Source organism: Hominimerdicola intestinalis, from assembly GCF_054655215.1.
In genome coordinates this window covers 1-25,007 of the sequence record NZ_BAAHNZ010000010.1, presented here as the reverse complement: position 1 = coordinate 25,007, position 25,007 = coordinate 1, and the positions used below count along the sequence as shown (strand labels likewise).

The following is a 25,007-nucleotide window of genomic DNA, read 5'->3' as shown; positions in this document are numbered from 1 at the left end:
TAATGCCTCCTAAACATATTTTGTCAGTGTTATATGAATCCTCTGCTTCTTGGTAATCCCTCCGGCTTGTAGCAAAATAAACTTGCCATAGCCTTTTACGGAAAACTCATCACCTTCTGAAAGCTGAAAGCTCGGAGAAGTAATATGTAAATGATTTACCTCTGCTCCTGAAGTGCTGATAAGCCCAGCAGCTTTTTCACGCGAAATTCTCAGAGCAAGACTGACAATACAGTCAAGTCTTAAAGCTGCTGCAGTACCTTTTATCTCTTCAAATTTCTGAACCGGTATTATATCCGTGTTATATCCGATATTGCATTTAACGCCGGTTCTTCCTATTTTATTCATATTTTGCAGAACATATTCAGCAATCGTTTTATAAAGAAATATAACTGATTCGCCCTCAGAAACAATAATATCTCCCACCGTTTCTCTGGATATACGCAAACTCATCAATGATCCGAGAAAATCCCTGTGTGACAGATTATCGCTTTTCCTGTATGTAAAGGTAACCGGAACAATAGGAAAAGCATTTTTATCTGGATCGCTGAAAGGCGGGAAGAACCCTATGATTTTCCGCTTTGCGTCCTCATAGCCTCCGTAAAAACAGCAGCTGTCAAATTTAATTGACTTTAAAACCGTTTCACAAAGCTTAGCCTGACGCTCGTCAAGAAAAAATGAGTATTTCAGCTGATATTTATTTTCAGCGCAAAATGCCCACTGAGCAGTTCTGTTCAGCAAAATCTTATCTTCATCGCTTATATTGCCGAGAAAAGATAGGTCAAGAGGCTTCATATCAGAAGCTGTAACCGTTGTTCTCCAGCTCGCTCATCAGATCAACGCCTGAAAATCCAACGTTTTTAGGCATAATTGCAAAAGTTTTCTGCGCCATCATTTTTATATCCGCTTGATTTGCATAAGCAACTCCCGAAAGAAAATCGAGAATACGTTTTGCGTCTTCGCTTTTAACTGTTTCTAAATTAAGTAAAACAGTTTTCTGGTCATTAATGTCATCGCCGATAGACTTTACCTCTGAAAAATCGTTAGGTCTTGCCAAAACGATCTGCAGTGTAGTTGTTGCAGCTATCTTTACTTCACGGTTAGGAGCTTTCTCAGTCTCGCCGTAATCCTTTTTATTCTCGTAGATCGACTGATATTCTTCCTCCTGCTCGATCTCGTCCTCACCTAAGAAAATGCTTTTAAAACCCTGTAAAACGCTCATTACCCTAAACCTCCAAATATTTTCTTGCTCCGAAGAGCTTTGTTCCGATTCTCACCAAGTTAGAGCCATGCTTGATGGCTGTTTCATAATCGCCGGACATTCCCATAGATAAAATATCCATTGAAACACCGTCGAAACCCTTCTCCTTTACACCTAAGAAAAGAGCGTTCATTCTGTCAAAAATCTCCTCGTTCGAGCCGATAGGCGGTATAGCCATAAGCCCCCTGACCGAAATGTTTTTAAACGCCGAAACTTCCTCAATAAGCGTGTATAGCCCGTCTGCGTGAACTCCGCTTTTTGATTCTTCACCGCCTATATTTACTTCGATCAGTACATCCATAGTTTTATTGTTTTTTTCTGCAAGTCTGTTTATTTCCGACGCCAGCTTTAAACTGTCTACAGACTGTATCATATCAACATCATTAATAATGTATTTTACCTTATTTGTCTGTAAGTGACCTATCATATGCACTTGAGCAGAACTAAAGTAGCTGTCCTTTTTTGACAGGTATTCCTGAACGCGGTTTTCACCCAGAAGATCAATTCCAAGTGAAACGGCATAATTGACCTTTTCAGGAGGAACTGTTTTAGTAACCGCCATTACCCTGACATCTCTGCCGCCGTACTTTGCCTTGGCGTTTTCTACGTTATAGCATATCTCCTTATAGTTTTCAAGTATATATTGAAACTCAGGAGGATTTACTGCTGTCTGACACATCTTTATTGGAAACCACCTCCAGAAGGATCTGATCGTAAAGCAGAAGATATTCTTCATCGGATGTATTTTTGGAAACGACAAAATCGCTTCCTTCATAGATCACATCTATTTTTTTAAAAGTAATCTCACTGCCCAGAATTACATAAACACCCTTTTGATCTTCCTTAAAACGTATAGCTTTCCTCGGAACTTTAATTCCCTGATATTCCTCAAAAATAAGCTCAACAGACTGAACTCTTGAACGAACCAGGTTTTCATCAAGTCTGTCACAGGATAAAACGATTATGGATTTTCCTTCTTCTTCGGCAGCTCTGACCGATTCGACCGTAACGTCATAAACATTATTCGATGTACTGAACATAATCTGAAGAGTACCGCCCTCGACTATCCGCTTATCACTGTCAACGATACCGGTTATACGGCATGAGTAATCTTCAAACATTTTCCCGATCGCATTATCCGAAGCATTTACTTTATCTGAACCGCTGTTGTTTATAATATTTTCAATTTCCTGCTGAGTAAGCGAGCTTACAGATTCTTCGGTAAGCCTGTCCTCAAAACCGTCGCAGTAGGAAACAAAATACCCTGTTTCCGGAGCACTGACCGTATCAGAAACACCAGACTGGCTTTCAAGCTGAGCCGCTGCGCTTTGAAGCTGTTTTATTCTGGAATTATAGTCCGTGGATATATCAGTTATAATGTTATAAATATTCATTACAACAGTCATTTCGTCTTTAATTTCAACAGCAGACGCCAAATCATGATTCTGCGTATACGTTAAAAGCTGTTTATACTCGCTGTCGATCTTTGATCTCAGAGCTTCCGGCTGAACATAATTTGTAGTTCCCGGGTTCTGCGCTCTTTCAAGATCGGAAATTTGTTTATTAAGCTTTTCTGCCTTATGTTTAGCTGCGACAGCCTCCTCCGACGAATAAATCTCTGCAATCGGACTGTTTACCGACACCTTGCTTCCGTCTGCATAAAGATAATCGAGAACACCTGTCTTATCATAAGAAATAACCTTTTCATTCCTTACGATAATGCCCTGAAATGGTATATTTTCGTTGATGTCGCACAAGACTGCTTCTTCTGTATCGTGCTTATCGTTCAGCCTGGAATATATCTGAGTTCCGACCATAGTAAGCGTCAGAACCGATAAAAGACCTACAAGAATTTTTGTAGTGACTGATTTCATTAAAAATCACCTTTTAAATATCTTCCTGCTGATTTGCCGCGTCAAGAACATTTATAGGACGAGCCGGAACAATAGTAGAAATAGCATGCTTATAAACAACATACTGCTTGCCCTCGCAGTCAAGGATAACAATATAGCTGTCAAAACCCTTTACCATTCCCTTGAACTGATAACCGTTCATAAGAAAAATAGTTACCGCCAGTCTTTCTTTTCTTGCCTGATTGAGAAAAACATCCTGAAGATTTAAATTTTTGTTCATAATAATTACACTCCTTAGTATTTTTACACAGCAAATGATGATAAAACATTATATCAACTTTTATTATAACACATAATTTCTGATTTGGCTATAATATTTTGCACATTTTCAAGAAAATTTTTATATTCTCCAATTTTATCGGCTATAACCCATTGAATTCCGTCAACTCGTCTAAACCAGGTAAGCTGACGTTTGGCGTAACGACGGGTTTCCTGCTTGATTTTGTCGATACATACCGAAAGCTCAGATTTATTTTCAAAATACGGTATAAGCTCCTTGTAGCCTATAGCCTGACAGGCGGTAGCCGGTATACAGCTTTCATAAAATCCGCGTGCTTCTTCCACCAATCCTTTTTCGATCATTATATCTACTCTTTGATTAATGCGATCGTATAATATCTGCCGGTCTGAAAAATCAATTCCTATTATACAGCTTTTGTACGGCGTCTCTTCCCTTCTGCTGTTGGCTTTGTGAACAGAGAGTTTAATACCTGTAATTTCATATACCTCGAGAGCCCTGATAACTCGTGGTATATTATTTTCATGAACCTTTAGAGCGGTTTCCTCATCAATTTCTCTCAGCCTTTCCCATAAAGCCCGGCTGCCTTTCTGCTCCGCTTCCTTTTCAAGACGTTCTCTTATTTCTCTGTTTCCGGAAGTATCGTCAAATTTTACATTGTTTATAAGCGAGCTTATATATAAGCCTGTTCCGCCGCATAAAACCGGTATATTTCCCCTTGAATAAATATCGTTGACAGCTTTCTGGGCAAGCTTGACATAATCGGCAACACTGAAAGGAGTTTCAGGTTCTAGAAAATCCAGCAGATGATGAGGTATCCCCTGCATTTCTTCAATGTCGGGTTTAGCTGTAGCAATGCTCATTCCCTTGTAAACCTGCATAGAATCAGCTGAAATAACTTCGCCGCCGTATATTTTAGAAACCTCAACAGCCAGCTTTGTTTTTCCTGAAGCAGTAGGACCTGCTATAACGATCAAAGGTATTTTATCTTTCGTACCGATCACCTCTGTTTCTATACGATTCTTTTAAACTGCTTTTCAATATCCTTTTTTGAAAGCTTTATCATTACCGGTCTGCCATGAGGACAGTATTTAATATCATCACGTCCGTATATGGAATTTACCAAAGCCTGCAGTTCAACAGCGCTGGATTCGTCATTTGCTTTAATAGCGGCTTTGCAGGCAATCGAATGATAAAGCTCATCAAAAATTTGAAGCTGCGGATCAAGCTTATAAGCAAGAAAGTTCTTAGCAAGCTCGCAAATCAGTTCAGTTGGATTTTCATCACCAAGAATGATCGGAACTCCTTTTACTGCTACAGTCGGGGCAAGGTCCGGCTCAATGTCAAAGCCAAGCTTTGCAGTTTTTTCTATATTTGCAGATAATGCGTCATACTCATCATAAGAAAGCAGTACCATTATAGGTTCCAGATACATCTGAATATCAAGCTCATTAGCGTCATTTTTTATTTTTTCAAAAATATATCGTTCATGTGCGGCATGCTTGTCTACCAGCAGCATTTCATTTCCTGCCTGAGCTACAATGTACGTTTTGAAAAGCTCGCCGATAACAACAGGCTTTACTTCCTCTTCTGTGCTGTCTTCGCATATCTCCGGATTGACGCTGCTCTTTTTTTCAAGGTCATCTTTGGTTATGTATTTAAATTCAGCAGTTTCTTCCGCAAAACTATTATCAGAAGCATATTCGGCTACTCCGTAATCGTTATTGTTCATATCAGATCCGATTTCAGCACAGGCGGATACCGTATCTGAAAATTTCCTGTCAGATTCAAGCGACGATAAAAATAAATCATTGTCTGTATTTTTATCCGGCTTGACAGGTAAATTGTCTGCCGGGGGAACGACCGTAACAGGTTTATTTATGTTTTCCGGCTCAATAGTTTCTTTTTTACTGTTATCAGAGCTGACCGGAGATGAAGTTTTCTTTGGAGCGGAAAATTTAAGCTGAATCCCCTGCGGCTTCTCAGGCGGCTGATACAATTCACTGTCGGTATAACGACGCTTGTTATCAAGCTCCATTTTCATAGGCTTATCCTGCTTCATCAGTGAATCCTTTACCGCAAAGAAAATTGCCTCATGTATCAGCTTTTCATCAGAAAAACGGACTTCAATTTTTGCAGGATGTACGTTTACGTCAATAATACCGGGCGACAGTTCAATGCATAAAACGCAGGCAGGAAACTTACCCGTCATAATACTGTTTCTGTAGGCCTCTTCAAGCGCCTGGCAGCAGGCTTTTGATTTTACATATCTTCCGTTTACAAAAAAGTTTTGAAACCTTCTGTTTGATTTTGAATATAAGGGTTTTACGGTATATCCATATACATGAATCCCGTTCCAGCTGTAATTGACCGGAATAAGCGAAGACGCAAATTCTCTGCCGAAAACCGAATATACGCTTGAATACAGCCTTCCGTCGCCTGCTGTAAGAAGTTCGGTCTTGTTATCTCTTATGAATTTAAAGGAAATTTCAGGATGAGATAAAGCTAGTTTTGTAACGTAATCTGCGGCATAATTGCCTTCCGAAGTATCCTTCTTCAAAAATTTCAGCCTAGCAGGAACATTATAGAAAATGTCCCTTACTACAAAAGTAGTTCCGTCAGGACAGCCTGATTTTTCATTAAGCTTTTCTTCTCCGCCTTCTATTACATAATGGCAGCCGTATTCCTCGCTTATCGGTTTTGTAAGCACGTCAACTTTTGATACTGCGCTTATTGAAGCAAGCGCCTCGCCTCTGAAACCAAGAGTCATAATACTGTTAAGATCGCTTTTGGTCGATATTTTGCTGGTTGCGTGTCTTAAAAAAGCCTTTGCTATATCTGCTTCATAGATCCCGGCTCCGTTGTCGGTTACCCTTATATAGGTACGCCCTCCGTTTTTGATTTCAACAGTTATGACGTTCGCATTTGCGTCAATCGAGTTTTCCAGAAGCTCTTTGATTATAGAAGCAGGCCGGTCAATGACTTCTCCCGCCGCAATAAGCTCGGAAACCTCTTTGCTCAATACTTTTATTTCAGACATATCAATCCCTTTTCTATTGACTGCGTTTTAAATAATTGTTATATACGCCGCTCAAAAATATCGTTAATCTTAAGCCTTGGACGCGGCTGCGGACTTTCATCTGCATATCCTGCTGCCAGAGCGGCAAATAGGCTTTTATCGGTTTGAAGCCACTCACATAGCTCGTAATATGCAAAATATGTGTTACATATCCAAAGACTTCCCAAACCCAGATCATCAGCAACTAAAGACATATTTTCTATTGCCGCTCCGATAGACTGGGCGTTGCATATCTCATATACTCTTTCTTCGGGAGTCAAAGTTTTATCTATACAGCTTCCGAAACGGTTTATTATAAAAATGATCAAAGGTGCTTGCTGCATGATCTTGAAAGTGTTTTCTGCGTCGCTGAAATTATTTGTACTGTCTGGCAGCAAAGGCTTTTCTTTTTCCCTTTCAAGTCCCTTTTCCATAGCTTTCAGCATATCAGCTTTTGAATCGCCTGTAACAGCTACAAACTTCCACGGCTGTCTGTTTTTTGCCGACGGAGCCAAAGTACCTGCTTTGATAATTTCCATAATAATTTTTTCAGGCACTTCATCAGGTTTATACCTGCGGATGCTTCTCCTGCTGTAAATAGAATTGATCATTGCTATCCTTCCTATATAAAAATTACACGTACCTAAGCAAATCCCTGAGAAATTCCCTAAGCTCTCCGTCATTTAATTCATCTATATTGGTCTTTCTCAGCTTATCTGTAACAATACTGTCACTTATTTTGTCAAACGAAATCTGATCTGAGACTGCCTGACCAACTGCAAGCCTTGCCTTTCGGTTCTCCGCTTCAAGCTCATCAAGCAGTGTTTTTGCGCGGTCGATTATTTTATTAGGCAGACCCGCGAGCTTTGCTACTTCGATTCCATAGCTTTCGTCTGCTCCTCCCTGAACTATCTTCCTTAGAAATTTAATGCTGTCACCTTTTCGTTTTACCGCAACAGAAAAATTCTTTACACCGTCAAGCTCGTTTTCAAGACTTATAAGCTCATGATAATGAGTAGCGAAAAGAGTTTTGCAGCCAAGGGATTTGGACGCGGTAATATATTCAAGAACCGACTTGGCAATACTTATCCCGTCAAACGTAGAGGTACCGCGTCCTACCTCGTCGAGAATTACAAGGCTGTTTTTAGTTGCGTGTCTGACGATTTCGGCAACCTCGCTCATTTCAACCATAAATGTGGACTGACCGGCAGTAAGATCGTCGGAAGCGCCTATCCTTGTGAATATCTGATCCACAACGGAGATCTTTGCATATTCAGCAGGAACAAAACTGCCTATCTGAGCCATAAGCGTTATCAGAGCAACCTGTCTCATATAGGTGGATTTTCCCGACATATTCGGGCCCGTAATAACCGCCGTACGATTACTGGTAAGATCAAGATATGTATCGTTGGGAACAAACACTTCATCCTTCTGCATAAGCTCTACAACAGGATGTCTTCCGTTCTTTATATCAATTACTCCGTCAATAGCTATTTCAGGCTTAGTATAGTTATTGTTTGCAGCCGCAGCGGCATAGGAGCAGAGAACATCAACCGAAGCAACTGCAGACGCAGTTTCCTGGACAAGTCTTAATTGAGTAGCGATAAACTCCCTAAGCTCTGTAAAAATCTCCTGCTCAAGGCTTATTACCTTATCGTTTGCTCCGAGGATCGTGTTTTCGGCATTCTTCAGCTCTTCAGTTATAAATCTTTCACAGTTGGCAAGAGTTTGCTTTCTTATGTAGCTTTCGGGAATAAGGTCATAATAAGATTTTGTGACTTCAATATAATATCCGAACACCCGATTATAGCCTATCTTAAGATTCTTAATACCGGTTTTTTCACGTTCGCGGGCAGCTATATTTTCAATAATATCTTTACCGCCGGAAATAATATCTCTAAGCTCGTCAAGACGCTCGTTAAATCCGTCTCTGATGACCCCTCCGTCTTTGACGTTGACAGGAGGCTCGTCCACAACGGCATTTTCAATGAGGTTTGAAACGGCTTCAAGCGTAGATATCTGAGAGTTCAGTGAAACCAGCAGCTTTGAAGAAAAACCGTCTAAAAGATATTTAAGTCCCGGAAGCTTCAGTGCGGTTACAGAAAGAGATTTAAGATCCCTAGGGCTTGCGGTTTTATACATTACCCTGGTCATAAGACGTTCAAGGTCGTAGACTCCGGAAAGCAGCTCTGTTATTTCACTTAGCTCAACCGGAGAATTATAAAGCTCTTCAACAGCGTTAAGTCTTTCGATTATTTTTGCAGGATTAATAAGCGGCTGCTCAAGGTATGACTTCAGCATACGCTTTCCCATAGAGGTTTTTGTATTATCCAACACCCAGAGAAGAGAGCCTTTCTTTTCCTTGTTTCTCAGGGTTTCGGTAAGTTCAAGATTCCTTCTTGCAGTAAATCCTATCGTCATAATAGGATCCTTATCATGACGGATTATCTGAGAAAACCGTCCGACAAGAGCCTTCTGTGTTTCATGTATATAGCCGAAAAGACCGCATACAGCAAAAGCCGCAGCCGAATCCCCGTCTATACCGAGAACTTCAAAACTGTCGGCTGAAAACTGCTTGAGAACTTCGTCGGTATGAAGCATAGGAGAAAACTGATTTTCGTCCAGAAGCTGAACAGCTGCGCTGAGACGTGTCCGTATAAAATCGCCGATATCCTTAAACGTAAGAAAAGCGTCGTTTATCAGGATCTCAACAGGAGAAAAGCGTGAAAGCTCGTTTACAGCGTCGTTTGCCATGTCCTTACCTGAAAACTCAAACAAGTGCACCTCGCCGGTGGAAATATCGGCAAGGCACATAGAACACTCCTTGGATCTTACATAGAAGGAGCATATATAATTGTTTGAGGTCTCGTCAAGCATACTGCTCTCAATAAGCGTTCCGGGAGTTACTACTCTTATTACCTCTCTCGGAACAAGACCCTTGCAAGTAGCAGGATCGGCTGTCTGCTCACAGATAGCGACCATATAGCCTTTCTCAACCAGCTTCTTTAAATAAAGATCGCAGGCATGATACGGAACGCCGCACATAGGTGCACGTTCTTCAAGTCCGCAGTCGCGTCCGGTCAAAGTAAGCTCAAGTTCTCTGGACGCAATAATAGCGTCGTCGAAAAACATTTCATAAAAATCTCCCAGACGGTAAAACAAAATATGCTTCTTATATTTCATTTTAGTTTCAAAATACTGCCTCATCATAGGAGAAATCTTTGAAACGTCTACGTCTTTTAAAAGCACCTAAGCTCACTCCTTATCTTTACGTTTTTGCTCTTAATGACATCCTCCGCAGGTAGAACAGCTTCCGCCGCAGCTATGAGGAGGTTCTTCTGGACAGGTCATAGGATCCTCACCGTTTGCTGCCATGGAAATAATATAATTAACCGATGAAAGCAAAGCGTCAAGCTCGTCCTTAGCGTCGTTGTATGCGATCATAACAGGCATTGCCATGATCTCATCATACAGCGCTTTGATATCGTTATCCAAGGACGTCATTTTTTCAGCGTCCTTATCAGGCTTCTGCATCTCCTGATTGAGCTGCATTCTCAGCATATTAAATTCGCCTATCTTGTTCTGGATAACAGTATCGTTATCGTTGGCCTTTGAAGCCTCGTTAAACTTCTTATATCTTTCGTCCTCCTGAAGCGCAGCTCCCAGCGCTCTTGCCGTTTCAATTACGTTCATAATAAAACTCCTTTTAAAATATTTATTTATTCAAATACAAGCTCGCCCTCCAAAGCCCAGTTCATAGCCTTTGTTATTCTTACTTGAATGAATTTTCCTATAAGCTCACTGCTGCCTTTAAATTCTACTATAATATTCTCGTCGCTTTTGCCGGTAAGATAACCTTCCCCTGTTCTTCCCTCACCCTCGGCAAGCACGGTTACTGTCCTGCCGACAAATCTGGACAGCCATTCGGAGCTTATTTCCCTTTGTTCAAGAAGAAGCTCTCTCAGCCAAAGTCCTTTTTGCTTATCGGAGATATTATCCTCCATTTCAGAGGCTTTGGTCCCTGAGCGCCTTGAATATACAAATGAATAGATATTATCATATTTCACCTGTCTTATTATATTCTTGGTTTCGCAGAATTCATCGTAGCTCTCTCCGGGAAAGCCTACAATTATATCGGTAGTAAACGAGAACTCCGGAGACTTACTTCTTGCGTAGCCGATTATCTTCATATAATCCGAAACCGTATATCTGCGGTTCATAAGCTTAAGGATCCTGTCAGAACCCGCCTGAAGAGGAAGATGAAGATGCTTGCAGACCTTATCACATTCAAGGATAGTGTCTATAAGCTCGTTTGTTGCATCCTTAGGATGAGAACTCATAAAACGTATCCTGAAATCACCTTTGACAGAATTTATTTTTCTGAGCAGCTGAGAAAAACCATAGCTGTACGAATTAACATTCTGACCTAGGAGAGTTATTTCTTTGTAGCCTTCCTGCACAAGACTTTCAATTTCAGATACAACCGCTTCCGGTTTTCTGCTTCTTTCCCGTCCTCTGACATATGGGACTATGCAGTAGGTGCAAAAGTTATTGCAGCCGTACATTATAGGAACAAAAGCCCTGATTTTATCATCTCTCAGCTGAATAAAATCCTCATCTATATCAGTATGGTTTTCTGAAAGGTTGAATATTCGTCTGTGAGAGCTGATTACTTCATAAAGCATTTTATATAAATCGTTGTATGCGAAAGTTCCAAAAACCAGATCAACCTGTTTATAGGTATTCCTGATCTTATCAGCTATATGCTGCTGCTGAGCCATACAGCCGCAGACACCTATAATCAGCTCAGGATTTTCTTCCTTTAAATGCTTTAAATCGCCGAGGTTTCCGAAAACTCTGTCCTCTGCATTTTCACGTACGGCGCAGGTATTGTAAATAATAAGCTGAGCTTCCTTCGGCGAGTCGGTAAATTCATAGCCGATCTGAGAAAGCTTTCCTTTAAGCTTTTCACCGTCGCTTACATTCTGCTGACAGCCGTAGGAATGTATCAGAGCCAATGGATAATGGCCGCTGCGCAGTTTATATTGTTCTGAAATATCCAGAAGTGATTTTTTTATTTCGGCAGCATTATACACGGATTTTTCCGAAGCGTTCATCAAAGCCCTCATTTCAGCAGTAATTCAATATATAGTATGCATTACGGCACAGCTATACATTCTATATAATTATAACTTCTTTTTTTGCTTTTGTCAACATTATAAAGAACATTAATTTTACTTTAAATACATCTATGCAAAAAAATCCTTGCAGCTGAAATGACTGCAAGGATCGTCAGTTATTATCTTAACCTGCGCATATGAAATAATAAGTTAAACAAGACAGCGTTACAAATGCAATCGAAACGGCAGATACACATTTTGAAGCCGCTCCAAGGATCTTATTACCAGGCTGGTCACAGCTTTCTTTAAGCAGTATTCCTATATATACGCAGCCGATCATGACTGTAGGTATTATATATCTGAAATTCTGAGTACAGGTATGGGGATACCGATAGCAGAAGTTATAGAAATTAAACATCATAACAATATAAAAAATAAGAAAGAAAGCCTTAATATCCCATTTTAATACTGCACTTTTTCTGCATGTGTATACTATCATCAGTATAAACGACGCAGATGCCAGGATCGTACCTATCCAAAAGAAGATATTGGGGATAAATAACAACCCGCTGTTGAAGCTTGATTCACTGATACCCTCACCGAACAGAGAGTTTTTAAGGAAAGCTATAGTCGGATTGTACTCGTTATAAGAACCCTGTGACTGCCACTGTTCAAAAACGTTTTTAAACTGCACAGGCGAAAAATCTGTAAGGCGTTTGAAAAACGGTATAGCTCCGATATACTGAGATGAATTTGATCCAAGCTCCGGCACATAGGTAATCGGCACTTTGAATCTGATATAGTTCCTTATCCCCCACCATAATCCCAGAGGACAGCATACAGCTCCGAAAACAGCATATTGAGCTATAAGGTTTTTTAACCTGTTTCTATTTCTAAAAAGCGCCGCAAGGAAAACAAATGCTATTGCCGGAGCAACCAGTGCTGCGGAAAGCTTTGTCATCATTCCCAATCCGACCGAAAGGGCAATTTTCAGAATATTCCGAATTTCAGGTGCTTCACGCCATTTCAGAGTATTAAGAACAGCAGACAGAATAAAAAGCACTGAAAGCATATCATTATTGATACTTCCCGACATAAGGATATAAGAAGGATGAAATGCGAAAACGGCTAAAGGTATATAAAGCGCCGCTCCTTTAAATTTAAAGTGACGTAGGATCTTATAAACTAAGATCACACAGGCAGTAGAATAGAAAAGCGTCAGCATCTGGAGGGATTCTCTTGCAAAATTATAATCCACTCCGCAGCAGTTCTGCAAAAAGTTTATCCATGCTGCACTTATGGAATGGTGCAGAGGCGGATGATAAAACTGCCATACGTCACGCACATCAAAATCCGGAAGCTTACGGTTGTCCAGAAAATACTCGATATATGCAGCGTGACCGATACTGCCTCCGAACTTATGAACATCGTTCTGACGCGTATAGCAGGACGTTACAAGAACATAGAAAAACTTGAGCATAAAGCTCCCTGAAATTATATAAAAGCAATTGAGCTTTTCAATTCCATTTTTACCGACCTGAACAAACATTTTAAACAGAATAAGAATTACTGCTCCTGAAATAAAAATCCAGACCGCCTTCGATTCCTGCCTGCCGAAATATTCAGTTAAAGTTATATCCAAAAGTATCAGGCCCGATGCAAAAAGCAAAGCCGCAGACTTGTTCAGCTTTCCTGATGTATAAAGACGGTAGATCGCAAACAGTATAAAAGCCGCAAACAATACGCTCGCTAAAAATACGGAACCACCGGTAATATTAGACTCAGCACCGAAGCAGAAAGGCGTAAGAAGCATACAAATAAAAAACGAAAATAAAAACGGGTGCGCTCCTATACATTCATAGATCTTATTGAGTTTATTGATCTTAATAGTCATAAAACAGCCGCCTACTCACTTTTCTGTTCGTGATATTCCTTTTCCGTATTTACGTTCCAAATATCGCTTTTATCCGCATTTCCGTTTTTAATGCTGCGCGCGGCGTAAATAGCCGTAAGCATAGAATGATCCATATTATTATACCTGTGCTGACCGTTTCTTCCGATACAGAAAAGATTTTCATATTTATTTAGGAAACTTATCATCCGATCAAAGTGCTTATAGGTATCAAAATATGCAGGGTACGCTTTTTTAATACGCTCTCTGTGTGAATCCAGAACCTCTCCTGAGCTTATAACGCCCATCTTTACCAGCTCGCCCTCCGCAAAGGCTACACACTGTTCATCAGACATATTCCAGAAATCGTCACCCTCAGCACAGAAATATTCCAGACCGATCCAGACGGTATTTTCCGGGTCCTTTACAAGGTAGGGAGACCAGTTGTTGAATATCTGTATTCTTCCAAGCTTTACGCCCTTGTCCTGTACATATATCCAGCAGTCAGGAACTATATCTCCCAATGTTTTTCTTCCTGTCTGATTTTTAAGATTAAGCTTATTTACAAGCAGACCTACTGTCACAAAATCACGGTAAGGAAGTCCCTCGGCAATTTTCCTTATCTTTTCACACGGTTCATCGCCCTCCATATCCATTACCAGATCCTTAACAGGCATTGTAGATATGAAAATATCAGCCTCAAAGCTGCGGTCTCCGTCAGGAGTTCTGCAGGAAACAGCCTTAACTTTTTTGCCTTCACATACAATTCTTTCAACAGAATGGTTCATCAGAATCCTGCCGCCGTTTTCTTCTACCTTTTGAGCGGCAAGCTCCCACAGCTGTCCCGGACCGTACTTGGGATACCAGAACTGTTCTATTAAGGAGGTTTCAACTTCTTTTGGATCCTTCTTTTTACCAAATACCTTTGTAAACATATCCTTAAGAATTGCCCTGACAGAGAGTCCTTTTACACGCTGAGCACCCCAATCAGCGGAGATCTCACTCGGATGTCGTCCCCACAGCTTTTCGGTATAACCCTCAAAAAACATACTGTAAAGAACTTTGCCGAACCGATTTATATAAAAATTCTCAAGATTTGTTTCAGGCTTTTTAAATACGCATGATTTAAGATAACTGAAACCGGCCTTTACAGTGGTTGCAAAACCCATATTTTTAATAGTTTCAGGTTTCATAGAAATAGGATAATCAAAAAAGTGCTTATTGTAATATATTCTTGAAACTCTATCCCTTACCAGCATTACAACATCGTCTTTTTCCGGATCAGGTCCTCCCTTTTCAAGAGGCTTTTCTCTTCCAAGTACCTTATCGTCAAAAGCATCTGCTCCCTGAACTGGCATAAGACTGCTCCACCAGTTCATCACTTCTTCAGATTTAGAAAAAAACCTGTGACCTCCTATATCCATTCTGTTTCCGTTATATCTGACGGTCTGTGAAATACCTCCGATCACATCTGATCCTTCAAGTATTGTAACGTTATATTCATCTTTGTCTTTAAGCAGCTCTACTGCGGCAGTTAGTCCGGCAGGACCTGCTCCGATAATAACAACGTTCTTCATTTTATCATATCCTTTCACTCTATCCTTTATTTTTATCAAATATTATGAACTTTCTTGCACAGAAGTTCCATATAAAAACTATTATCGTAGAAACAAGCTTTCCGATAATATAATACTTATTCTGCGGGATCAAACTTCCGAAAGGCTGTTTAGGTCCCAAAAGATCCTCAAAGAACCATATTATTGCAACATTCATTAAGAGTCCTATAACTCCTATAACTGCAAACGCTATAAATTCCGCAAAGCGGTTCTTTATTTTGGAGTTTTTAAATATCCAGCAGGTGCTTAGAACATAATTTACCGTAAGACCCAGAACGAAACTTATTGCAGCGGCAATGTTGGTATTCAGCTTAAACACTTCTTTGAAAATCACAAGCGTTCCTGCGTCAATTACAAAAGCAAAGCCGCCAACAAAGCAGTAACGAAAAAACTGTATAAAAGTATTATCGGTATCCCCCGTAAATAGTTTTTTAAGATCCATTTTTGTTCCTTCTATCTATTTTAATAAAAATTCTTCTTATAATTATAGTTCATTTTGTACTATTTGTCAACTGTTTTCAATTTAATCATTATTCAATTATGAATATTTCAATTTAAAAAATACTCTTTTATAATAAAAACGCCGTATCTATCAGAATGGTTGCAGATGTAAGTTAATTATATTTAAATTGACAAATTGTTCTGATAATGTTATTATTATAACAGGAGTTGTTAAAATGAATAAGAAAATTGTCATTGATAAGAATACCGGACAACGCCGCTGTAAATGCTTTAAGCGCTGCGGCGGATGTCAGCTAGATATGCCGTATGAAAAGCAGCTGGAATGGAAACAAAACAAGGCTGAAAGAATGCTTTCAAAGTTCTGTATAGTACAGCCTATAATAGCTATGGAGCACCCGTATAATTACAGAAATAAGGTCCAGACTGTATTCCGCTATAATCAGCACAAACAGATCATTTCAGGAGTCTATCAGTCAGGTTCTGGAAGCATGACAGCTGTAGACGATTGTATGTTGGAAGATAAACATTGCACAGCTGTTATTCAAACTATTAAAGCACTGATGAAGCCGTTTAAAATCTCACCGTATAATAATGCTTCGGGAAATGGGAATATCCGCCATGTACTCGCAAGATACGCTAAAGGAACAGACGAGCTGATGGTATGCATTGTAACAAATGGACCTATTCTTCCTTCAAAAAACAACTTTACAAAAGCACTGCTTGAAAAACATCCTGAAATAACAACCATCGTACAGAATATTTGCACCGATCCAATGCCGCTTACTTTGGGGGATAGGCAGAATATTTTATATGGAAAAGGTTATATAACGGATATTATAAACGGGCTGAAATTCAGGATCTCACCGTCGTCATTTTATCAGGTAAATTATGAACAGACCCGGAAGCTTTACAGCACGGCTGTTGAGTTTGCAGAGCTTTCCAAAAATGACATTGCTATTGACGCATATTGCGGAACAGGTACTATCGGTCTGCTTTGTGCTTCCAGAGCTATGCAGGTCATAGGTGCTGAACTGAATAAGTATTCTTGTCTGGACGCGGAAGCTAACGCTAAGCTGAATAATATAAGCAACGCCGAATTTTACAGCTGCGATGCAGGAAAATTTATGCAGAAGCTGGCTCAAGATAAGCGCTCTGTCAGTGTAGTTATGATGGATCCCCCGCGAGCCGGAAGCAATATTAAATTTCTTAAAAGCCTTGCCGAGCTTGCGCCGGAAAGAATTGTTTACATATCATGCAAGATCGAAACCTTGGAACGTGATCTGAAAATATTGAAAAGTCTTGGATATAAGTCTGAAAAGATCCAGCCTGTAGATATGTTTCCTCACACGACGGGAATTGAATGTGCAGTAAAGCTTGTAAGGTACAATAAATAAGCCGTTGACAGTAATTTGTTGTATTTACTTTAAAGTTTAATATGTTATTCTTATGTCAAAAAGTTTTATCTGCATTTACATTTAAAGCAGAATTATAGTTTATTTATTTATATCTGCAAGTTATAATTAAATAAATTGATCATGAGAAACAATAATTAATTCTAAGAGGATAAAATCATGAAAATTAAAAGAAAGATCAGGCGGGTCGATGTTCAAGTTTCGATATTGATCATTTTGACAACGGTTTTTTGCAGCGTATGCATATATCTTATCGCTTACCGTCTTACTTATCATGATATGATAAAAAGTCTTCAGGATCGAGTAAATGCGATCTATACATATCTTGATGATATGCTTGATAAATCCACTTTTCAGACAATTAACTCCAAATCTGATATGAAGAACGAAAATTATCTTAAAGGCAAGGAAATACTCACAAACATAAAAAACAGCACAAATGTCAGGTATCTTTACACAGCAAAGAAAACCGATACCGGAAAGCTTATATATATTATTGACGGACTGGAATACGACGCCGAAGACTTTCGCTTCCCGGGAGATAAAATCGAGGAAGAAATATGCCCTGATATGGAGCGGGCTTTAAAAGACAGCGTTGTTCTGCCGGACGAGATAAAGAGCACTGATTGGGGAGAGATTTTTATAGCATACTTTCCGATACACGACAAAGGTGAAGTAGCCGGGGTTCTGGGAATTGAATTTGAAGCGTCGCACCAATATTCAACTTATTTAAGACTGAAGCAGCTGCTGCCTGCGGTAATTATTTTTACCTGTCTTGCTTCTACCTTATGTGCTGTAATAATATTCAGGAAAATTTCCAATCCCTCCTATAAGGATTCTGCGAATACGGATTTTCTTACCGATCTGAGAAACAGCAATGCATTTCATACGGATTTAAACAATCTCGAAAGCATTAGAAGCAAAGTAAGAATAGGTATAATCGAAGCTGACTTGAATAATCTAAAAACAGTTAACGATAAGTTGGGACATAACGCAGGAGATACATATATAAAAGCGGCAGCTCAGACATTTGAAAGAATAGTCGGAAAGCAAGGCAAGGTTTACAGAGTCGGGGGAGATGAATTTACCGCAGTAATAACTAATACAGATAAAGATATCCTTCAAACTTTGACCCTTAAGCTTCAGGACAGTATAACAGAGAATTCAAAATCAATAATTCCTGATCCAGACATCAAGCTGTCACTTTCAGTTGGATTTGCAATCTATGATCCGCAAATCGATTCTGATCTCAGAGATCTATGTGTCCGTGCAGATAAGGAAATGTACAAAAGTAAAAAAGCGTTTCATAACGATCTTTAAAAGAGAAAATCTCCGGCAGTTTTAATAACCGGAGATTTTCTTATTATATTTTATTCAATTTTCCGATTATAATTTCCTTCAACATACCCGGGTTGGCTTTTCCCTTAGAAGCTTTCATACACTGTCCTACAAGATAGCCAAGCGCATTAGTTTTACCGTTCCTATAGTCAGCAATAGATTTCTCGTTATTTGCAAGAACTTCATCAGCAATAGCCTCAAGCGCAGATGTATCAGAAACCTGCGCAAGACCAAGCTCATCAACAAGCTCACTGACCTTTTTATCCTGCTCCAGAATAACGGAAAATATCTTCTTTCCGCCGGCATTTGAAATAGTTTTGTTTTCTATAAGCCCTGCCAGCTCTGTAAGATTGTCGGCATTTAGCTTTGTTTCAGAGACTGTTTTTCCGCTGTCGTTCAGGTATTTGATAAAGTCGCCGAGAAGCCATGTAGTATACGCTTTAGCCTGATACTTGCCTTTTGCCATACAGGAATCAAAAAGCGAAGCCAGCTCAACAGATTCAGCAATAAATGCTGCGTCCTTCTGAGAAAGCCCAAAATCCTTTACATATCTCAGAAGCTTAGCATTAGGAAGCTCAGGTACCTCTTCTTTAAGCTTATTGACCCTTTCCTGCTCAACTACGATAGTAAGAAGATCTGGCTCGGGAAAATATCTGTAATCCTGAGCATCCTCCTTTGACCGCATTGAAACGCTTATGCCCTTTGCATCGTCCCAGCGGCGTGTTTCCTGTTCTATCGTTCCGCCGTTTTCAAGTATTTCGATCTGCCTGTTTACTTCATAATCAATTCCTCTAACTGCGGCGGAAAAGCTGTTGACGTTTTTCATCTCAGAACGTGTTCCAAACGGTTCTCCTGGCTTGTGTACAGAAACATTGACATCGCATCTGATAGAACCCTGCTCCATTTTACAGTCACATATATCAAGATACTGAAGAATCGATTTCAGAGTTTCAAGATAAGCTTTCGCCTCAGCAGAACTTCTCATATCAGGCTCGGAAACGATCTCAATAAGCGGAACGCCGCAGCGGTTAAGATCGACCAGCGAACAGCCGTCGAATTTTTCTGAGTGAAGCAGTTTGCCTGCGTCCTCCTCTATGTGGATACGAGTTATTCCTATTCTTCGTTCTTCTCCGTCAACCAGAATATCAACATATCCGTTTTCACACAGCGGAACTTCTGCCTGAGAGATCTGATAAGCCTTAGGCAGGTCAGGATAGAAATAATTCTTTCTGTCCTGCTTGCATACTCTGTTAATTGTACAATTAAGAGCGTGCCCCATTTTGATAGCATAATCTACCACTTTTTCATTAAGAGTAGGCAATGTTCCTGGCATACCCATACAAATCGGACACACCTGCGAATTAACTTCAAGACCAAACTGATTTTTGCAGTCACAGTATATTTTAGAATCGGTATTAAGCTCAGCATGAGTTTCAAGACCGATAACAACCTCATAGCCTTTTATCATTTTACAAGACTCCTTTCCTTAAAGCTTCGGCATTGCAAATCCGCCGGTAAGCTGTTCATATGCAAATGCCGTATTCAGCAGCTTCTGCTCGGTAAACTTATCACCTATTAGCTGGAGTCCTATCGGCAGATTCCTACCGTCCATGCCGCAAGGTACGGAAATAGCAGGCAGTCCTGAGATATTGGCAGTAACTGTACATATATCGGTAGCATACATTTTCAATGGATCGTCAGTATTTTCACCGATTTTAAACGCAGTAGTAGGAACTGTAGGCGCTGCAATTACATCAATATCCGAAAACGCTTCGGAAAACTCTGCGGATATTCTTCTTTGAAGCAGCTTTGCTTTTTTATAATAAGCGTCATAGAAGCCTGAGCTAAGTACGAATGTACCCAGCATAATTCTCCTCTTAACCTCGTCGCCAAAGCCTTCGGAACGGGTTTTTTCATACATATCAACCAGACCGTCATAATTTTCAGCACGGTAACCGTATCTTACGCCGTCAAATCTGGCAAGGTTTGATGAAGCTTCGGCAGATGAAATAATGTAATATGAAGAAAGCGCATAGTCTGTGGATGGCAGTGAAATTTCTTTTATAACTGCGCCGTTAGCTTCAAGAGTTTTAACAGCAGACAAGATCTTCTCCTTGACCTCACTGTCAATTCCCTCTCCGAAATACTCCTTTGGCAGACCGATCTTAAGACCCTTTACATTGACTTCAAGTGAAGCGGCAAGATCCGTATACTCTCTGTATACAGAAGTAGCGTCCATTTTATCATGTCCGTTTATTACAGACTGAAGCATTGCTACATCTCTTACCGTTTTACCTATTGGTCCGATCTGATCAAGAGAAGAAGCAAACGCTATAAGACCGAATCGAGAAACCGAACCGTAAGTAGGCTTTAACCCTACAACTCCGCAGTAAGACGCTGGCTGACGTATAGAACCTCCCGTATCCGAGCCTAAAGAAACGACAGCTTCACAGGCTGCAACAGCTGCGGCAGAACCTCCGGATGAACCTCCGGGTATCCTCTCCGTATCATGAGGATTATGCGTAGGCTTAAAGTATGAATTCTCAGTTGAAGAACCCATTGCAAATTCGTCCATATTGAGCTTCCCTGTAACTACCATTCCGGCGCTGTAAACCTTATCCATAACGGAAGCGTTAAACGGCGGAACATAGTTTTCCAGCATTTTTGAAGAACAGGTAGTTTTCAGACCTTTAGTTGAAATATTATCCTTGATGCCTATAGGAATACCTGCAAGCTGTGAAAGCCTTTCGCCCTGTGCTCTTTTATTATCAATTTTCTCCGCAGTTCTCAAAGCGTTTTCTTCATCAAGCGTAACATATGCGTCAACCTTTGATTCAACAGCCTTGATCCTTTCAAATACAGATCTTGTGATTTCAACAGAGCTGACTTCCTTGTTTTCCATCATCTGATAAAGCTCATATGCGCTTTTTTCAAAAAGTTCCAATTATAACACTCCTTATTCAACAGTTTTAGGTACAACCAGACAGCCTGCTTTAACCTGCGGAGCGTTAGCCATAAGCTCCTGTCTTGTATACTTGTCTGTAACAGCCTTGTCTTTTCTTAAAATCATAGGATTTTTTTCATCGAGCACCAGTTCATCGTCAATGTCCGGCAGATTTTCCACCATATTGACGATATTCTGCATTTCACTTTCAAACTTTTCAAGCTGATCGTCCTCAATTTTTAGACGGGCAAGCTTGGCGATATGCTTAATGTCAATGTTCATTTATGCTTCCTCCAAAAAGTAATCTTATTATATAATTCGGTACATTATACATACCGATATTTTTTAGCTTAAAAATTTCCCTTGACGCGCGGACATTTATAAAGTAAAAATGCCCTTAGCGCCTGATAATCAGAAATATCACTCAGCATCATATATACCGCCGATTCCGGCTTAATCTTCAATATAAGCATATCGTCGGTCTTTTTAGTTCTGTATATATACGAATAAGGAATATGGATTTCTTCGTTATTCACTAAGTTCTTAAAAAGTATCTCCTGCTCCATAAAACTTATTTCATGATGAAGATATGTTACTCCGGTGTTTATCATAAGATTTTGAATAGACTTGTCAATTCGTTTTCTATTTGCAGTTAAAAGCACATAGAGCAAATAAGCAAATGATAAAATAAACACGGCACTCAAAACAGTCTGTTCTTTATCTACATAATCATATACGAAATACCAATATATAAACCAATACATATCATACACTGAATCAACTAAAAAATAAATGTTACAAAGAAGAACAATAAACCATGGAATACCGGGCGAAATAGCAGCCTTTAAACCCTTTCGGTAATTTTCCTCGCTTATAGTTGTATCAACAATAAATACAGGTTCCAAATTTGTCACTCCCCTATCATTTTAAAAAACTCTTCCTCTGTTATTATTTTCACTCCCAGCTCCTGAGCCTTGGTAAGCTTACTGCCCGCCTCTTCTCCGGCAAGCACATAGCTTGTCTTTTTGGAAACCGAACCGCTTGCTTTTCCGCCGTATTTTTCTATCAGAGCTTTAGCGTCGTTTCTTTTAAGGGTAGGAAGCGTTCCGGTCAGAACAAAAGTCATGCCCTCGAAACGGTTGTCGATTTGTATCTTTTCAAAGGCAGTATTGACGCCGTATTCCTTTAAGCGCTTTATAAGACTTATCATGTGAGGCTCATTCAGCTCTCTGACAACGCTTTCTGCCATTACTTCGCCGAAGCCGTCTATTTCGGCTATTTCCTCCGCAGACGCTGACATGATATTATCAAGATCTCCAAACTTAGCGCAAAGCAGCTTGGCGCTTGCCTGTCCTATATTTCTGATTCCTAGACCGAATATAAGGCGGTCAAGTGAATTACCTTTAGATTTTTCGATTGCATTTATAAGATTGTTTGCCGATTTTTCCTTAAAGTTTTCAAGATCCATCAGCTCAGTAACCGTAAGCCTGTATAAATCAGCTACGGACTTTATAAGACCGGATCTCAGTAGAGCGTCAACAATCGCAGGACCCAGACCGTCAATATTCATTGCACCTTTAGAAGCAAAATGAACGATACTTCTGAAAATCTGTGCCGGACAGTCTACGTTCGGACATCTTACCGCCGCTTCTTCGTCAGATCTGACTACCGGAGTTCCGCAGACGGGACAAACCTCAGGATATTTAAAGCTGCTCTCAGATTTCTTCTCATATACGCATACGACCTCGGGAATAATATCTCCCGCCTTGCGTACTGTAATTATATCGCCGACAGATACATTCTTTTCATTGATAAAATCCTGATTATGCAGCGAAGCTCTTGATACGCTCGTTCCCGCAAGAAATATAGGCTCGAATACCGCAACAGGAGTAATTGCTCCTGTTCTACCTACGTTAAGCTCAATATCCAGCAGCTCTGTCTGCTTCTCCTCCGGTGGAAACTTATAGGCCACCGACCATTTCGGAGTTTTTGAAGTCGAGCCAAGTATTTCACGCTGTGCAAAGCTGTCGACCTTGATTACTACTCCATCGATATCAAAAGGCAGACTGAAACGTTTTTCACCTATTTCTTCAATACATTTCCTAATTTCTTCAAAAGTTTCGGTCAATTGATAATTCGGAACCGTTTTAAAACCGAGGGACTTTATATAATCTAGCGACTGCTTATGAGAGGTCAGTTCAATGCCCTCTGCACGCTGTATATTAAAGCAGAATATATCAAGCTTTCTTTTAGCAGTAACCTTCGGATCTTTTTGCCTTAAAGAACCTGCCGCTGCATTGCGTGGATTTTTAAAAGGCTGCTCATCGTTATCTTCCTGCTGTTTCACAAGCTCAAGGAAAACATTTCTCGGCATATAAACCTCGCCTCTGACCTCAAGAAGCGGAAGCTTTTCGGGAATGCTCATCGGCACCGACATAACAGTTTTAAGATTTTGAGTAATATTTTCCCCGATAAAACCGTCGCCTCTTGTTGAACCTACAGCAAATTCTCCGTCATGATATTCAAGAGAAACTGAAAGACCGTCTATTTTCGGTTCAACAACAAAACGCGGATTTTCTACCGATTGCTTTACGGTATTTATAAACTGTTCAACCTCAGGGAAAGAAAATACATCCTGAATAGACCCCATTTGAACAATATGCTCAACCTTTTCAAAAACAGACAAGGCTTCTCCGCCGACACGCTGAGTAGGTGAATCATTCCTTATCAAAGCCGGGTATTCAGCTTCAAGCTTTTTAAGCTCGTTCTGAAGTGAATCATATTCATAATCCGATATTTCATTTCGGTTTTCAACATAATAAAGTCTGCTATGGTAGTTAAGAAGTTCAACCAACTCCTCTATCCTAGATTTTGCAGCTTCAAATTCCATATATCACCATTCCGTAATTAAAAATAATATAATTATTATACCATAAATAATGATAAAATACAAGCAGTTTATGTTCTATTTAACACTTCGCAATAACTCCTCGGCATTTTCAAGAGTTAGCGGTGTAATATTATCCCCTCCCAGTATTCTTGCAATTTCATACTTTCTCTGTTCAAAATCAAGCCTTTTAACGGTTGTTACGGTTCTTTCGCCGCAAACTCCTTTTTCTATAAGAAGATGATTATCAGCCATTACAGCTATTTGTGAAAGATGAGTAACGCACAAAACCTGACGTATTTTTGAGATCTGATTGAGCTTCAAGCCAATTTTCTGAGCCGCACGTCCGCTTACTCCGGTATCTATTTCATCAAATATAAGAGTTTCTATACTGTCCTTATCAGCTATTACATTTTTTAAAGCCAGCATTATCCTGGAAAGCTCTCCGCCGGAAGCTATTTTTGCAATAGGCTTAGGTTCTTCTCCCACATTCGCCGAAATTAAAAATTCTATCGTATCCATTCCGTTTACAGTAAGCTTGCCGTTTTTCTGATCCACAACAAGCTTTACTTTAGGCATATTCAGAAATTCAAGTTCTCCCGTAACCTCAGCTACAAATCTTTCCGCAGCTTTTCTTCTGTACTCTGAAAGCTTTTTAGCCTTTTTTGTTGCCTCGGCAAGCAATTCCTTCTGTTTTGCGAATAAAACAGTCAGGTTATTTTCTTCGCCTAACAAAGAATCTAGCTCTTCTCTTGAAACGTCAAGCGTTTTAAGTACATCCTCAAGCTCCGGGCCGTACTTCTTTTTTATTTTCCTAAGCTCGTCGTTGCGCTGATTAAGAAAATCATATCTTTTAGGATCTATATCCAG

22 protein-coding genes are annotated in these 25,007 nt (G+C 39.9%); 2 read left to right on the top strand and 20 right to left on the bottom strand.

Annotation, left to right across the window (positions count from 1 at the left end; all coding sequences use genetic code 11):
- Nucleotides 1-9: 9 nt before the first annotated feature.
- From ACYQ0H_RS09285 to ACYQ0H_RS09220, 14 genes are all read right to left on the bottom strand, one after another.
- Nucleotides 10-792, bottom strand: coding sequence for a YlmH family RNA-binding protein (locus ACYQ0H_RS09285; protein WP_459812575.1), 783 nt, complete (start codon nucleotides 790-792; stop codon nucleotides 10-12).
- Nucleotide 793: 1 nt separating this feature from the next.
- Nucleotides 794-1,219 carry a cell division protein SepF gene (locus tag ACYQ0H_RS09280; protein WP_459812574.1) on the bottom strand — a complete coding sequence of 142 codons (426 nt, stop codon included), beginning with the start codon at nucleotides 1,217-1,219 and terminating at the stop codon, nucleotides 794-796.
- 4 nt (nucleotides 1,220-1,223) lie between these two features.
- A complete protein-coding gene (locus ACYQ0H_RS09275) occupies nucleotides 1,224-1,937 on the bottom strand; it encodes a YggS family pyridoxal phosphate-dependent enzyme (RefSeq protein WP_459812573.1) in 714 nt (237 codons plus the stop codon).
- The gene (locus ACYQ0H_RS09270; protein ID WP_459812572.1) at nucleotides 1,909-3,132 is read right to left on the bottom strand and encodes a biotin/lipoyl attachment domain-containing protein; all 1,224 of its coding nucleotides are present in this window, start codon (nucleotides 3,130-3,132) and stop codon (nucleotides 1,909-1,911) included. Before ACYQ0H_RS09270 ends, ACYQ0H_RS09275 begins: the two co-directional genes overlap by 29 nt.
- Nucleotides 3,133-3,145: 13 nt before the next feature.
- Nucleotides 3,146-3,391: an RNA chaperone Hfq gene (gene hfq, locus ACYQ0H_RS09265; protein WP_459812571.1), complete on the bottom strand. Its 246-nt coding sequence runs from the start codon at nucleotides 3,389-3,391 to the stop codon at nucleotides 3,146-3,148.
- 53 nt (nucleotides 3,392-3,444) lie between these two features.
- Entirely contained in the window at nucleotides 3,445-4,386 is a 942-nt protein-coding gene (miaA, locus tag ACYQ0H_RS09260; RefSeq protein ID WP_459812570.1) for a tRNA (adenosine(37)-N6)-dimethylallyltransferase MiaA, read from the bottom strand.
- 35 nt (nucleotides 4,387-4,421) lie between these two features.
- On the bottom strand, nucleotides 4,422-6,449 hold the full coding sequence (gene mutL / locus ACYQ0H_RS09255) for a DNA mismatch repair endonuclease MutL (RefSeq protein WP_459812569.1): 2,028 nt from the start codon (nucleotides 6,447-6,449) through the stop codon (nucleotides 4,422-4,424).
- A gap of 38 nt (nucleotides 6,450-6,487) precedes the next feature.
- Nucleotides 6,488-7,078 (bottom strand): nitroreductase family protein, encoded by a 591-nt coding sequence (locus ACYQ0H_RS09250; protein WP_459812568.1) that lies wholly within the window; start codon nucleotides 7,076-7,078, stop codon nucleotides 6,488-6,490.
- 22 nt (nucleotides 7,079-7,100) lie between these two features.
- Entirely contained in the window at nucleotides 7,101-9,716 is a 2,616-nt protein-coding gene (gene mutS / locus ACYQ0H_RS09245; protein WP_459812567.1) for a DNA mismatch repair protein MutS, read from the bottom strand.
- A 33-nt stretch (nucleotides 9,717-9,749) separates the two neighbouring features.
- Nucleotides 9,750-10,160 (bottom strand): YlbF/YmcA family competence regulator, encoded by a 411-nt coding sequence (locus tag ACYQ0H_RS09240; RefSeq protein WP_459812566.1) that lies wholly within the window; start codon nucleotides 10,158-10,160, stop codon nucleotides 9,750-9,752.
- Between the two features lie 26 nt (nucleotides 10,161-10,186).
- Complete coding sequence (miaB, locus tag ACYQ0H_RS09235) at nucleotides 10,187-11,584, bottom strand: tRNA (N6-isopentenyl adenosine(37)-C2)-methylthiotransferase MiaB (RefSeq protein ID WP_459812565.1); 1,398 nt, start codon at nucleotides 11,582-11,584, stop codon at nucleotides 10,187-10,189.
- A gap of 187 nt (nucleotides 11,585-11,771) precedes the next feature.
- Nucleotides 11,772-13,481 (bottom strand): ArnT family glycosyltransferase, encoded by a 1,710-nt coding sequence (locus tag ACYQ0H_RS09230; RefSeq protein ID WP_459812564.1) that lies wholly within the window; start codon nucleotides 13,479-13,481, stop codon nucleotides 11,772-11,774.
- A gap of 11 nt (nucleotides 13,482-13,492) precedes the next feature.
- Nucleotides 13,493-15,055: an NAD(P)/FAD-dependent oxidoreductase gene (locus ACYQ0H_RS09225; protein WP_459812563.1), complete on the bottom strand. Its 1,563-nt coding sequence runs from the start codon at nucleotides 15,053-15,055 to the stop codon at nucleotides 13,493-13,495.
- Between the two features lie 19 nt (nucleotides 15,056-15,074).
- A complete protein-coding gene (locus ACYQ0H_RS09220) occupies nucleotides 15,075-15,536 on the bottom strand; it encodes a GtrA family protein (RefSeq protein WP_459812562.1) in 462 nt (153 codons plus the stop codon).
- A 235-nt stretch (nucleotides 15,537-15,771) separates the two neighbouring features.
- Between ACYQ0H_RS09220 and rlmD the strand changes: the two genes are divergently transcribed.
- Nucleotides 15,772-16,950, top strand: coding sequence for a 23S rRNA (uracil(1939)-C(5))-methyltransferase RlmD (rlmD, locus tag ACYQ0H_RS09215; RefSeq protein WP_459812561.1), 1,179 nt, complete (start codon nucleotides 15,772-15,774; stop codon nucleotides 16,948-16,950).
- Between the two features lie 177 nt (nucleotides 16,951-17,127).
- A complete protein-coding gene (locus tag ACYQ0H_RS09210) occupies nucleotides 17,128-18,288 on the top strand; it encodes a GGDEF domain-containing protein (RefSeq protein WP_459812560.1) in 1,161 nt (386 codons plus the stop codon).
- A gap of 43 nt (nucleotides 18,289-18,331) precedes the next feature.
- Here the strand turns inward: ACYQ0H_RS09210 and gatB are convergent, their stop codons facing one another.
- From gatB to ACYQ0H_RS09180, 6 genes are all read right to left on the bottom strand, one after another.
- Nucleotides 18,332-19,774, bottom strand: a complete 1,443-nt coding sequence (gene gatB / locus ACYQ0H_RS09205; RefSeq protein ID WP_459812559.1) for an Asp-tRNA(Asn)/Glu-tRNA(Gln) amidotransferase subunit GatB — start codon at nucleotides 19,772-19,774, stop codon at nucleotides 18,332-18,334.
- 18 nt (nucleotides 19,775-19,792) lie between these two features.
- On the bottom strand, nucleotides 19,793-21,250 hold the full coding sequence (gene gatA / locus ACYQ0H_RS09200; RefSeq protein ID WP_459812558.1) for an Asp-tRNA(Asn)/Glu-tRNA(Gln) amidotransferase subunit GatA: 1,458 nt from the start codon (nucleotides 21,248-21,250) through the stop codon (nucleotides 19,793-19,795).
- 12 nt (nucleotides 21,251-21,262) lie between these two features.
- Nucleotides 21,263-21,532 carry an Asp-tRNA(Asn)/Glu-tRNA(Gln) amidotransferase subunit GatC gene (gene gatC, locus ACYQ0H_RS09195; protein ID WP_459812557.1) on the bottom strand — a complete coding sequence of 90 codons (270 nt, stop codon included), beginning with the start codon at nucleotides 21,530-21,532 and terminating at the stop codon, nucleotides 21,263-21,265.
- A gap of 68 nt (nucleotides 21,533-21,600) precedes the next feature.
- A complete protein-coding gene (locus ACYQ0H_RS09190) occupies nucleotides 21,601-22,155 on the bottom strand; it encodes a hypothetical protein (protein WP_459812556.1) in 555 nt (184 codons plus the stop codon).
- 5 nt (nucleotides 22,156-22,160) lie between these two features.
- Nucleotides 22,161-24,140 (bottom strand): NAD-dependent DNA ligase LigA, encoded by a 1,980-nt coding sequence (ligA, locus tag ACYQ0H_RS09185; RefSeq protein WP_459812555.1) that lies wholly within the window; start codon nucleotides 24,138-24,140, stop codon nucleotides 22,161-22,163.
- A 75-nt stretch (nucleotides 24,141-24,215) separates the two neighbouring features.
- Nucleotides 24,216-25,007 (bottom strand): DNA repair protein RecN (locus tag ACYQ0H_RS09180; RefSeq protein ID WP_459812554.1); only part of this gene is annotated, 792 nt, incomplete at its 5' end.